General features: G+C 72.0%; 9 protein-coding genes and 1 pseudogene. 4 read left to right on the plus strand and 6 right to left on the minus strand.

Annotated elements, in window-relative coordinates; genetic code table 11:
• Complete coding sequence (locus K1J60_RS06685; protein ID WP_220645361.1) at positions 1-1830, plus strand: LamG-like jellyroll fold domain-containing protein; 1830 nt, start codon at positions 1-3, stop codon at positions 1828-1830.
• A gap of 20 nt (positions 1831-1850) precedes the next feature.
• A complete protein-coding gene (locus K1J60_RS06690) occupies positions 1851-3545 on the plus strand; it encodes a PHP domain-containing protein (protein WP_220645362.1) in 1695 nt (564 codons plus the stop codon).
• Between the two features lie 77 nt (positions 3546-3622).
• Here the strand turns inward: K1J60_RS06690 and K1J60_RS06695 are convergent, their stop codons facing one another.
• The 4 genes from K1J60_RS06695 to K1J60_RS06710 are packed head-to-tail and all read right to left on the minus strand — an operon-like array spanning position 3623 to position 7467.
• On the minus strand, positions 3623-4078 hold the full coding sequence (locus K1J60_RS06695) for a MaoC family dehydratase (protein ID WP_220645363.1): 456 nt from the start codon (positions 4076-4078) through the stop codon (positions 3623-3625).
• Positions 4079-4092: 14 nt separating this feature from the next.
• Positions 4093-5601 carry an o-succinylbenzoate--CoA ligase gene (gene menE / locus K1J60_RS06700; RefSeq protein ID WP_220645364.1) on the minus strand — a complete coding sequence of 503 codons (1509 nt, stop codon included), beginning with the start codon at positions 5599-5601 and terminating at the stop codon, positions 4093-4095.
• A gap of 49 nt (positions 5602-5650) precedes the next feature.
• Complete coding sequence (locus K1J60_RS06705; RefSeq protein ID WP_220651314.1) at positions 5651-6529, minus strand: amidohydrolase family protein; 879 nt, start codon at positions 6527-6529, stop codon at positions 5651-5653.
• Between the two features lie 20 nt (positions 6530-6549).
• Entirely contained in the window at positions 6550-7467 is a 918-nt protein-coding gene (locus K1J60_RS06710) for an SDR family NAD(P)-dependent oxidoreductase (RefSeq protein ID WP_220645365.1), read from the minus strand.
• 251 nt (positions 7468-7718) lie between these two features.
• Here K1J60_RS06710 and K1J60_RS06715 point away from each other — a divergent pair, with 251 nt between their 5' ends.
• Both K1J60_RS06715 and K1J60_RS06720 read left to right on the plus strand, forming a co-directional pair.
• Positions 7719-8144, plus strand: a complete 426-nt coding sequence (locus K1J60_RS06715; RefSeq protein WP_033529667.1) for a MarR family winged helix-turn-helix transcriptional regulator — start codon at positions 7719-7721, stop codon at positions 8142-8144.
• Between the two features lie 4 nt (positions 8145-8148).
• Positions 8149-9018, plus strand: coding sequence for an IclR family transcriptional regulator (locus tag K1J60_RS06720; RefSeq protein WP_259407590.1), 870 nt, complete (start codon positions 8149-8151; stop codon positions 9016-9018).
• A gap of 36 nt (positions 9019-9054) precedes the next feature.
• Here K1J60_RS06720 and K1J60_RS06725 read toward each other — a convergent pair whose 3' ends face one another.
• Both K1J60_RS06725 and K1J60_RS47085 read right to left on the minus strand, forming a co-directional pair.
• Positions 9055-10854 (minus strand): sulfatase-like hydrolase/transferase, encoded by a 1800-nt coding sequence (locus K1J60_RS06725; protein WP_220645366.1) that lies wholly within the window; start codon positions 10852-10854, stop codon positions 9055-9057.
• A gap of 341 nt (positions 10855-11195) precedes the next feature.
• Positions 11196-12055 (minus strand): annotated as a pseudogene (locus K1J60_RS47085) (serine hydrolase domain-containing protein); the annotation flags it as partial.
• Positions 12056-12149 lie beyond the last annotated feature (94 nt).

Raw genomic sequence — 12149 nt, forward strand, 5'->3', positions numbered from 1 at the left:
GTGTGCACCTCGCACGAACCGGGGCAGGAGTCTGCCCGGGCCCGCTCGGGCAGACGCAACTTCCTGCGTGCCACCGCCCTGCTGGGCGCGGCGGCCACCGCCTCGCTGCCCGTCGTGGCTCGGGCGGCGCCCGCGCGCTGGAAGCCCGACCGCACGAGCCGCCGCTTCACGCTCGCCGTCATGCCCGACACGCAGTACCTGTTCGACGGGCCGAGCATCGACAAGGCGCCAGTCGAGGCGTCCCTGCGGTACCTGCTGGAGCACGGTGAGGAGGAGAACATCGTGTTCCTGTCCCATCTCGGGGACCTCACCCAGAACGGCACGGCGCGGGAGACCGAGGCGATCGGCGAGGCCTTCCGGCTCCTGGACCGCAGGGGCGTCGGCTACAGCGTCCTCGCGGGCAACCACGACGTGCGCTCCTCCACCGACGACCAGCGGGGGCCGACCCCGTACCTGGACGTGTTCGGACCCGACCGCTTCCAGGGCCGGCCGACCTTCGGGGGTGCCTCCCCGGACGGCTACAACTCCTTCCACCTCTTCGAGGCCGCCGGCCGGCAGTGGATGGTGCTCGCCCTGGACTGGCGGCTCTCCGCGAAGGGCTTCGCCTGGGCCGAGGACGTCCTGGCCCGGCACCCGAGGACACCGGTCGTCCTCACCACGCACGAGATCGTCGACGGCGACGGCTCCCTCTCGTCCTACGGGCAGAAGCTGTGGGACCAGCTGATCGAGGACCACGACCAGATCTTCCTCACCCTCAACGGGCACTACTGGCCGGCGGCGCGCGCGACCCGGAGGAACGCCGCCGACAACGATGTCCACCTGCACCTCACGAACTACCAGAACCGGTATTTCGGTGGCGCGGCGATGATCCGTCTCTACCGTTTCGACCTCGACCGGAACACCATCGACGTGGAGACGATCTCCCCGTGGATCCTCGGCCGGGCCGCGAGGGGACTCAACGAACTGGAGCGGCAGGAGAGCGAACTCTCCGGCGACGCCGACCGGTTCACCGTCGAGATCGACTTCGAGAAGCGGTTCGCCGGTTTCGCGCCGGTGCCCGCGCGGGCGTCGCGGCCGGTGTCGACGATGCTGATACCCGGCACGGTCGCCTACTGGCGGTTCGACGGCCGGGAGGACGGGGCGAAGGTCGCCGGCACCGTCCCGGACCGCTCCGGACACGGCAACGACCTCACCCTGGTGACCGTCGGCGGCGGCACCCTCACCTGGTCCGCCGACCACCACCCGGACCAGCCGGGCCACGGCAGCCTGGAGTTCCACGGCGGCAAGCCCCCGCTGACGGGCGCGTATCTGCGCACGGTCGACGGGGCGCCCCTCAACGCGGCCACGTTCAGGGACGGTTACACCATCGAGGCGTTCTACCGGCTGCCCGCCGACTGGAACCCCTCGAACCACGCCTGGGCGGGCATCCTCGGCCGGACCGGCACCGGCGGCGCGGCGGGCAAGACCGCCGACGACCCGGACGAGCCGCTCGCCACGCTGTCGCTGTCGAACGACCGGGAGCCGCAGTGGGCGGTGCGCCCGCTCAACCAGCAGGGAATCGCCACCAACTGGGGTCAGGAGACCCCGCTGGAGACGTGGTGGCACCTCGCGGTGGTCAACGACGGCAGGCACACCACGCTCTACGTCCAGGGCTGCCCGGTCGTGCGCAACCCGAAGGCCACCGCCGTCGGGCTCACCTCCGTCGGACTGCCCTGGATCCTCGGCGGCTACGAGTACGCCGGGAAGATCGACCAGATCCTGCACGGACGCCTCGGTGACGTCCGTGTCGTCGAACGGGCGCTGCCCGTCGAGTCCTTCATGAACCACTGAGACGCGAAGGAACCACCACCATGTCCGACCTGTCCGGCACACCCGAGCAGCAGTTGCCCGCCTGGGCCGATCCGTCCGTCTCCGCCGCCGACCTCGACGCGCAGGGGGTGTCGCGCCGTGGGCTGCTGCGGGGCGCGGGCCTGTTCGGTGCCGCGTTCGCGATGGGCGCGACGGGCGCCCTGACCACACCGGCCGCGGCCGGTTCCCGCCCGTACGGGGGTGAGGACCCGCGGCTCGCCTATCTCGTCGGCGACCACCACATCCACACCGTCTACAGCCACGACGCCAAGTACACGTTCTCCCAACTGGCCGCGGCGGGCGCGAAGTACGGCCTGGACTGGATGGTGTTCACGGAGCACTCCAACTTCGGGCACGCCGACTTCGGGGCCGCGCTGGAGCACAAGGAGATCCTGAAGGCCCGTGCCGAGAACCCCCGCCAGCTGATCTTCCAGGGGCTGGAGTGGTACATCCCTGCCGCCGAGCACTGCACGGTCTTCACCACCCCCGGGCGGCACGAGGTCGACCTGCTCACCCGCTTCGAGAGCGCGTACGACGGCAAGCTGCTCGGCTACACGGACGGTTCCGTGGCCGGCGCGGACACCGCCCGCAACGAGGCGCACGCCGTGAAGGCCATCAAGTGGCTCGCCGAGCAACGTCGTTCGGGCTACGTCGACGACGTGCTGGTCCTCGCCAACCACCCGCTGCGCCTCGGCATCGACTCCCCGCACGAGCTGCGCGGCTGGCGGGACGCGGCCCCCGAGATCATGATCGGCATGGAGGGGGCGCCCGGCGCCCAGGGCGCGGCCCTCCCCGGCTGGCGGGGGACGACCTCGATCCGGGGCGAGTACGAGAACAAGCCCTCCGCCCAGTCCTGGCCCGGGTACCCGGCGGAGGCGTACCTCACGTACGGCGGCTTCGACTGGTCGACGGCGACCGTGGGCGGACTGTGGGACGCGATGCTGGCCGAGGGCAGGCCCTTCTCGATCACCACCAACTCCGACGCGCACCGGATCGTCTTCGACACCTGGAAGAACGGCGACTGGCCGGCCGGGCAGAACTTCGACAGCACCGGCAAGCTGCCCGACCCGGTGAACACCGACACTCCGCAGCCCGGCAGCGACTTCTGGCCCGGCCAGTTCAGCCGCACCCATGTCGGCGTCACCCGCTGGGGATACCGCTCGGTGACGGCCGGTCTGCGCGCGGGCCGCGTCTGGGTCGACCACGGCCATCTGCTCGACGGCCTCGACGTCCGGGTGAAGCGCGACCGTGACCACGGCCGGGGCGTCACCCTGGGGGGCCGGCTGCGTGTCCGCAAGGGCGAGAGGCTCACGCTGACGGTGACCGTGACGACCGCGTCCCGCGCCAACCCGCACGGGATCCTGCCGGAGTTGGCCCATGTCGACGTCATCCGGGGAGCGGTGCGCGGCCCGGTGAGCGACCGCGACGCCTGGCAGGCCCCGGACACGAGGGTGGTCCACACCGAGGACGTGAGCGGGCGCGAGGGCACGTACACCCTGCGCGTCCCGCTCACGGCAGGCGACGAGTCCTTCTACGTCCGTCTGCGCGGCAGCGACGGCAAGCGGAACGGCGCCGGGTATCTGGGCGCCGCCGTGGACCCGCACGGCCCGATCCCCCACGAGCCGGGCGACGGCGACCCGTGGGAGGACACGTGGTTCTACTCGAACCCGGTCTTCGTGGACGTGGTGGGAGGCTGAGCGGGAGCGTCCCGCCAGGGGCGTGGGGAACCGCGCGACCGACCACGACGGACGCGCGGTTCCCCACCCGCGAACCCTTACGCGTAGAAGCGGGACAGGCTCTGCAGCACGGCCGCCGGCTTGGGCGCGCCCTCGATCTCGATCGTGCCGTCGACGGTGATCTGCACGCCTCCCGGCACGTCCTCCACCGACGCCAGCTTGCCGACCAGCCGGATCTTCGACCCGACCTTCACCGGCGAGGGGAAACGCACCTTGTTCAGGCCGTAGTTGACCTTCGTCGAGACACCCTCGACGTCCAGGAGTTCGGTGAAGAGCGGGATGAACAGCGACAGGGTCAGGTACCCGTGGGCGATCGGCGCGCCGAAGGGGCCCTTCGCCGCCTTCTCGGGGTCGACGTGGATCCACTGGTGGTCCCCGGTCGCGTCGGCGAACGTGTCGATGCGCTCCTGGGTGACCTCGATCCACTCACTGGTGCCGAGGTCGCTGCCGGCGAGCTTCTTGAGCTCGTCGATGCCGTTCACGGTGATGCTCATAAGACGTTCCTTAGCTAAGAGTTGGTGCCGTAGCGCTTGCGCACCCGGGCCTTGAGGAGCTTTCCGGAGGCGGTGCGGGGCAGCTCGTCCGCGATCACCACCGACTTCGGGATCTTGTACTTGGCGAGTCGTCCGGCCAGCGAGGCCAGCACCTCGTCGGCGTCCAGGGCGCAGCCCTCCCGGGGGACGACCACGGCTCGCGGCACCTCGCCCCACTTGTCGTCGGGGACGCCGATGACCGCGCACTCGACGATGTCGGGGTGGGCGAGGAGCTGGTCCTCGATCTCGGCGGGGTAGATGTTCTCGCCCCCGGAGATGATCATGTCCTTGATGCGGTCGACGATGAAGACGTAGCCGTCCTCGTCGATCCGGGCCGCGTCCCCGCTGCGGAACCAGCCGTCGGCGAAGACCGCGGCGGTCTCCTCGGGCAGCCCCCAGTAGCCGGGCATGACATGGGGTCCGCGGACGACGACCTCGCCGGGCTCGTCGACGTCGACCGGGGTCATGTCCGGGCGGACGACCCGTACGTCGCTGAAGAAGTGCGGTACGCCCGCCGACCCGGCCTTGCTCACGGCGTGCTCGGCGTCGAGGAAGAGCGTGCCGGGGGCCGCCTCCGTCATGCCGTAGCCCTGGAGGAAGGTGAGCCCGCGCTCCTGGAACGTGGCGATGAGCGGGGTCGGCACCGGGGAGCCGCCGCAGGAGAGCATCCTGAGCGACGACAGGTCGGCGTCGGCCCAGCGCGGGTGCCGGGCGATCTGGTCGAACATGGTCGGCACGCCGAACATGAAGGTGATCCGGTGCCGTTCGATCAGGTCGAAGGTGGCCTCCGGCACGAAGGCCTCGACCAGGACGCAGGTGCCGCCCTTGAGCAGCACGGGCAGGGTGAGCATGTTCAGCCCCGCCGTGTGGAACAACGGGGCGGAGACCAGGGCGCGTTCGTCGGTGATGACGTCCTGGTCGACGAGCACGTTGACGGCGTTCCAGATGATGTTGCCGTGGGTGAGCATCGCGCCCTTGGGGCGGCCCGTGGTCCCCGAGGTGTACATGATGATGCAGGTGTCGTCGGCGGTGACGGGCTGGTCGATCGGCTCGGCGCCGGCTCCCGCGAGCAGCGCCTCGTACTCGGCGCCGATCTCCACGAACGTGCGCACGTCGGTCTCGTCGCCCGGCAGTCCGGCGACGAGAGCGGTGAACCCGGCGCCGTACACCAGCGCCTTGGCCCCGGAGTCCGCCAGCTGGTAGGCGATCTCGGGGCCCGCGAGGCGGGTGTTGAGCGGGACGAAGACCGCGCCGAGCGTGCCGGCGGCGAACAGCGTCTCCAGGTACGAGGGGTGGTTGGGCCCCAGGTAGGCGATGCGGTCGCCGCGGCGTACGCCGGAGGCGCGCAGGGCGTGGGCGAGGCGTGTGGTGCGCTCGTACAGCTCCCCGTAGGTGAGGCTCGTGTCGCCGTGGATCAGCGCGGTGCGGTGCGGGGTCTTGCGGGCCCGGCGGGCGGGCCACGACCCCAGTCCCTCATTGCGCATGTCTGTGCCCCTGTCCGTCATTGCACATGGGGAGGTCCATCTGCGTCCTCTACGGTTTCGTCAGGCCGAGCAGGCGGGCGGCGTTCTCCTTGAGGATCTTCGGCTTGACCTCGTCCTTGATCGACAGCTTCTCGAAGTCGGCGAGCCAGCGGTCGGGGGTGAGGACGGGGTAGTCGGAGCCGAAGAGCACCTTGTCCTTGAGCAGGGTGTTCGCGTACTGCACGAGCTGCGGCGGGAAGTACTTCGGCGACCAGCCGGACAGGTCGATGTGCACGCCCGGCTTGTGCGTGGCGACCGCCAGGGCCTCGTCCTGCCAGGGGAACGACGGGTGCGCCAGGATGATCTTCAGGTGCGGGAAGTCGGCGGCGACGTCGTCCACGTGCAGCGGGTTGGAGTACTTCAGGCGGATGCCGCCGCCACCGGGCACGCCGGCGCCGATGCCCGTCTGGCCGGTGTGGAAGAGGGCGATCGTGCCCGTCTCCTCGATGACCTCGTACAGGGCGTACGCCACCGCGCGGTCGTTGGGGAAGAAGCCCTGGACGCTGGGGTGGAACTTGAAGCCCTTGACCCCGTACTCCTCGACCAGCCGCCGGGCCTGCCTCACGCCCGCCTTGCCGCGGAAGGGGTCGATGGAGGCGAAGGGGATCAGCACGTCCGCGTTGGCGGCGGCCGCCTCGGCGACCTCCTCGTTGGGGACGGGCTCGGTGCCGGTCGCGGACTCGGCGTCCACCGTGAAGATCACGGCGGCCATCTTCCGCTCACGGTAGTAGGCGGCCGTCTCCTCCAGGGTGGGCTTGCGCTTGCCCTCGACCTTGAAATAGGCGGAGGAGGCGTCGTGCAGCTCGTCGTCCAGCGACGACGTGCCCTTCTTCGAGGACACCTCCGCGTGGGTGTGGACGTCGATCGCGACCAGCTCGTCCACGTTCATGACGGGGTCTGCGGCACTCATCACGCCTCCGGGATCTTCGGGGCGGGGACGCCCACGGTCTGCGGCTCGGCACCCAGCGAGGTCGGCCAGACGTCGGCGAGGGCCTCGGGGGTCCAGCCGCCGTTCGCGTACGCCGTCTTGATCTCCTGCGGATGCGACCAGAGTGCCACCTTGTCGCCGCCGATGCCGATGGCCTGGCCGGTGACTCCGCGCGCCGCCTCGGAGGCCAGGAACGGGACCAGGGCCGCGCAGTCCTCGGGGGTGCCGAAGCCCTCGCCCTTGCGCAGGAAGTCGGGGAACGGCTTGCCCTCGCGCAGGGCCGCCACGTAGGGGGCGAAGACCGGGATGGTCTCGGTCATCGCGGTGGCGGCGACCGGGACGATCGCGTTGACGGTGATGTTCGCGCGGCCCAGCTCCATCGCCCAGGTGCGGGCGAAGGCCGCGATGCCGGCCTTGGCGGCGGCGTAGTTGGTCTGGCCGAAGTTGCCGCGCTGGCCGGCCGGGGAGCCGACGAGGATCAGGGAGCCGCCCTCGCCCTGTTCGCGCATACGGATCGCGGCGGCACGGGCACAGGTGAAGGTGCCCTTGAGGTGGGTGGTGATCACCGCGTCGAAGTCGTCGTCGGACATCTTCCACAGCACCTTGTCGCGGAGGATGCCCGCGTTGGTGACCAGGATGTCGAGCCGCCCGAACTCCTCCACCGCGCGGCCCACCAGGCGGTCGGCGGCCTCGGTCGTACCGACCGGGACCACCTCGGCGACGGCCTTGCCGCCCGCCTCGGTGATGGACTTCACGGCCGCCTCGGCCACGGCCTCGTCGATGTCGTTCACGACGACGGAGGCCCCGGCGGCGGCGAGGGCCTGTGCGTAGGCCAGGCCGAGGCCACGGCCACTGCCCGTGACGACGGCGACCTTGCCGGTGAGATCGATGCTGGGCACGAGTGGGGTCCCTTCGAGTGGCGGAGCGGCTTCGAGATCGAAGTGCGGCTTCGAAATCGAAGTTAAGAGCAATAGTTGTTGACGTCAATAGTTGTTGTTCCCCGGGCGTTGCGTCATGCTGGGACGGTACGTACGCGCCGCCCCGCCCGGGGCGCAGGCCTGATCCGCACGACAGGCCCTGGACCAGGGAGCCCGCCATCACCCGCCAGCAGACGCAGGACGCCGCTTCGATCGACGCCCACGAGCCGTGGATGCGCGGGCTGCACGCGGACACCGGCTACCTGCTGTACCGGCTGGGGCTGCGGTCCGGACAGCTGTTCAACGCCTCCCTCCAGGAGTCGGGCCTCAGGCTGCGGCACTACGCGCTGCTGCGCTTCCTGGCCACGTCCCCGGGGGCGCTCCAGCGCGAGCTGAGCGCGTCGCTCGGCTACGACCCGAGCGCGATCGTCGGGCTGGTGGACGACCTGGAGAAGCTGGGCTTCGCCGAGCGGCGCCCCTCCCCCGACGACCGCCGCAGCCGGATCATCGTGCTCACCGAGGACGGCCGGTCCTTCCTCCGTGACACCGACGAGGCCGGACAGCGCGTCTCCGACGAACTGGTGGAGCCCCTCGACGCCGCCGAGCGCGAGACGCTCCATGTGCTGCTGCAGAAGATCGCCGAGGCCGGACTGGGGTGACACCATGCCGATGACCACCGACGCGCTGCCGACGCCGGGTCCCGTGCCCCAGCAGACCGCGCCGGGCAGCACACCGCCGGGGGCCGCCCGCTCCGCTCCCGACCGGCTGCTCGCCGTACTGGCCGCCTTCGACCACGACCACCCGGCGCTCTCGCTGACCGACATCAGCCGCCGGGCCGGGCTGACCCTCACCACGGCCCACCGGCTGGTCGGCGCGCTCACCGAGTGGGGCGCCCTGGAGCGGGACGCGGGCGGGATCTACCACGTGGGGCTCCGGCTCTGGGAACTCGCGGCGCTCGCCCCGCGCGGGCTCGCACTGCGCCAGATCGCGCTGCCGTACCTGGAGGACCTGTACGAGGCGACGCACGAGAACGTGCAGCTCGCGGTCCGCGACGGCGACGACGTCGTCTACATCGAGTGGCTCTCCGGACGCTCCGCCGTCGGCGTCCACATACGGGTCGGCGCCCGCTGGCCCCTGCACGCCACGGGCGTGGGCCTGGCGCTCCTCGCGCACAGTGACCCGACCTCCCAAGAGGCCTACTGCCAGGGGACGTTGACCGCCTTCACCCCGTACACCATCGCGGACGCGCCCCAGTTGCGCCGGGTGCTCGCCGAAGTACGTCGGACGGGCGTGGCGGTGAGTGTCCGTCAGGTCACCGAGGACGCGCTGTCGGTGGCCGCCCCCGTGCGCGGACCGGGCGGGGCCGTGGTCGCCGCCGTCTCGGTCGTGGTGCCGCAAGCAGGCGCCCAGGTCCCGGTGCTGACGCCCGCCGTGCGCGTGGCGGCACGCGGTATCTCCCGCGCACTGGGCTGGCAGCCCGACGAACCCCGCCGAGGTTCACCGATACCGGGCCGGGGCTCCTCGCCCGCTTGACCGGCGGAGTCGCGGGAGAGCAGGCACGAAGGGCGCCTACCTCGTGGCCGACGCCTGCGCCGCGTACGTCACCGACGCCCCCGCGTGGGTGGCGGTACCCCGGGCCGTGAGCCACCCCTGCTCGGCGTCGGCGGCGGGCGTGACCTCCCAGCGGGTGACGAACCGTCCGCCGGGGCGGATGCGGTCCGCGGTGACCGTGCCGAGGGCACGCACCCGCCAGCTGTTCGGTGCGGTGAGGGCGAGCCGGGCGGCGGTCCAGGGGCGGGCCGACCCGTTGGCGAAGGTCGCGGTGACGAGGAACCCCCCGCTCGCGCGGGCGACCTTGAGGGTGACGCCGTAGGGCGCGCGCCGGTAGTCGTCCACCCACGAGGACCGCATGAGCCGCACCAGCGCGTCGGCCTCGGCGGGCCGCGCCGCCGCGAGGTCGTACCGCTCCCCGGGATCCCGCGCGAGGTCGTACAGCTCGACCTCCCAGCGGTCGTCGGGCGCCTCACGGTCCTGTCCTGGGGCGAACCGCACGGCCTTGTGGTCCCCGCGCCGCACCGCCTCGGCCAGCCGCCGCGTCCGGCCCCCGTCGACCCGGTCGGCGCGCGGGGTGACCCCGCTGTGGTTGCGGTAGAAGTACAGGTGGTCGTGGCGGGCGGCCTCTCCGCCGCCGGCCCGCAGCAGCGGAGCCACGGAGAGCCCGTCGATGTCCGACGGGGCGGGCGCGCCCGCGAGTTCGGCGAGGGTCGGCAGCAGGTCGATCAGCGGGGTCGGGCGGTCGGTGGTGCCGACGGGGACGCGCTGCGGGGACCAGGCGATCAGGGGGACGCGGATGCCGCCCTCGTACAGATTGCGCTTGTAGCCGCGCAGCGGGCCGTTGCCGTCGAAGAGGTCCGGGTCGGTGCCGCCCTCCTCGTGCGGGCCGTTGTCGCTGGTGACGAGGACGACGGTGCGCCGGTCGATGCCGTGTGCCCGGAGTCGGTCCACGAGGGTGCCGACCAGGCGGTCGAGCCCGCTGACCTGGGCGGCGTGGGCCTTGTCGGGGCGGGACCAGGGCTCATCGGCGTACGCGCCGGGCTTCGGGGCGAGGCTCGGGGCGTGCGGGACGGTCGGGGCGAGGAACAGCAGGAACGGCTGGTCCTTGTGGGCGTCGACGAAGCCGAGGGCCCGCTCCTCGATGAGGTCGGGGGCGTAGACCTCGCGTGCGCCGTCCCGGTTCTCGGGGATGTCCTGCTTCTCGCCGTTGTCCCACAGGTACGTCGGGTAGTACTCGTGCGCGTGCTTGTGCGTGAGATAGCCGTAGAACTGGTCGAAGCCACGGAAGTTGGGGTGGCTGGGCTGGTCCGGGCGCTCCGGGCCGAAGCCCCACTTGCCGATGAGCGCGGTGCGGTAGCCGAGGGCGCGCAGCGCCTCGGCGAACGTGAAGTCCCGCTCGGTCAGCGCGCCCTGGCCGCCCGGCCCCCAGGGGTTCTCCCGGACGGTGGCGTGGCCGCTGTGCAGCCCGGTCAGCAGGGAGCAGCGCGACGGGGCGCACACCGGGGCGGCGGCATAGGCGTCGGTGAAGCGCAGTCCCTCGGCGGCCAGGGCGTCCAGGCGCGGGGTGTCGATCAGTTTCTGTCCGTAGGAGCCGAGTTCGCCGTAGCCGAGGTCGTCGGCGAGGACGACCACGAAGTTGAGGCGCTGCGACGGGGTCCGGGCCGCGGGCACGACCGGCGCGGACGGCCGGCTCGTCCCGGGAACGGCGGCTTCGCGGGCCCCGGCCTCGCGTCCCTCGTGCGCGACACAGCCGGCCGCCGCCCCGGTCGCGCCGACCGCGGCGGTCCCGGCGAGGAAACGGCGGCGGCTGGGCATGCGAACTCCTGGGGGGGGTCGACGGGCGGTCGTGGTCCGATGGTGGACGAGGCGCTCGGAGCAGAACCATGCACAGGGCATGAACAGCTCGTTGCGACAGGTCGGCGGAGACCGCGATGGCCGACTGCGCGCCCCCGCCCTCGGAGAGGGGGAATGCGGGGTTCTGGTTCCATCGGCTGCGGGTGATCTTGCCAGACGCCCGTGCCATGCCTCTCACCGGCCCCGGAGATTTCCCGGGGCCGGTGAGAGGTGTGCCGTCGATTCGGTGGTGGGGTAGGGGCGTTCAGGCCGACAGGCCCTCGTAGGCGGCCGCGAGGATCATGACCGCACGCCCCGCGCCGCGCCGCGCCGCCGCAGGCAAGCAGCGACTGGACGGCGGCGACCGAGCGGGCGTTGCCGTGACCGTTCGCGGCCGGGATCTCGGCCCGGCGCCAGGCGGTCGCGTTGGGGGTGCCGTCCGGGATGACCGGGTTCGCCCCGCACGATCACGCCGGTCGTGTGGGGGCGGTGCCGTCCGTAGCCATCGAGGCCAGCCGGGCGCGGAGCTTCCCGGTGGGCATGCCGGAGACCAGCCGACGGAAGCCCCCCGCCGAGGTCCGCGACACGGCACACAGACCAGGAGCACCCACTCCCGCTCACCAGCACGCACTTCAACGCACTCCAGCGCCAGCAGCTCCAAACTCCTGGGTCATCGCGTGGTAGCCGGCCTCGGTGCCGGGTTTCCAGGCCGGCGCCCGCCCGGCCAGCCGTGCGGTGACGGTCGGCCAGTCGTACAGGTCCTCCACCGTGGTGGGGCCTCGAAGCGGGGCAGGCCGGCCGTGCGCGAGAGCACATGGCTGACGCGCACGTCCTCCTTGCCCGCCGCCGCGAACTCCGGCCAGTACGTCGCCACCGGGGCGTGCAGGTCCAGTGCGCCCCGGCCGGCGAGCATCAGCACGCACAGGGCCGTCATCGTCTTGGTGGTGGACCACACGCGGGTGAGGGTGTCGCGCTCCCACGGAACCGTGCGGTCGATGTCGGCGTACCCGCCCCAGAGGTCGACCTCGGGCTCGCCGTCCACGTACACGGCGACCGAGACGCCCACGTCCTTGTCGTCCAACGAGGCCGCCAACGCCTCGCGCACCGCGGTGAACCGGTCCGTGCACGTGCCCTGAGTGTTCGCCGTGCGGGGAAGGTAACGGGCCGCGTCGGGCGGAGCCATCGAACAGACCGGGCTCCGACGAGGATCCGCTCACCGGTCCGCTCCGGCTCACCGGCGCCCCAGGTCGGGCGGCCCCGTACGGATCGCCTAGGCT

It is taken from the genome of Streptomyces akebiae (assembly GCF_019599145.1).
GTDB classification, from domain to species: domain Bacteria; phylum Actinomycetota; class Actinomycetes; order Streptomycetales; family Streptomycetaceae; genus Streptomyces; species Streptomyces akebiae.

What these genes read in the sequence shown, in the direction of transcription:
- K1J60_RS06690 (WP_220645362.1), top strand. Translation starts at nt 1,851, where the DNA reads ATGTCCGACCTGTCCGGCACACCCGAGCAGCAGTTGCCCGCCTGGGCC.
- K1J60_RS06695 (WP_220645363.1), bottom strand. Translation starts at nt 4,078, where the DNA reads ATGAGCATCACCGTGAACGGCATCGACGAGCTCAAGAAGCTCGCCGGC.
- menE (WP_220645364.1), bottom strand. Translation starts at nt 5,601, where the DNA reads ATGCGCAATGAGGGACTGGGGTCGTGGCCCGCCCGCCGGGCCCGCAAG.
- K1J60_RS06705 (WP_220651314.1), bottom strand. Translation starts at nt 6,529, where the DNA reads ATGAACGTGGACGAGCTGGTCGCGATCGACGTCCACACCCACGCGGAG.
- K1J60_RS06715 (WP_033529667.1), top strand. Translation starts at nt 7,719, where the DNA reads ATGCGCGGGCTGCACGCGGACACCGGCTACCTGCTGTACCGGCTGGGG.
- K1J60_RS06720 (WP_259407590.1), top strand. Translation starts at nt 8,149, where the DNA reads ATGCCGATGACCACCGACGCGCTGCCGACGCCGGGTCCCGTGCCCCAG.
- K1J60_RS06725 (WP_220645366.1), bottom strand. Translation starts at nt 10,854, where the DNA reads ATGCCCAGCCGCCGCCGTTTCCTCGCCGGGACCGCCGCGGTCGGCGCG.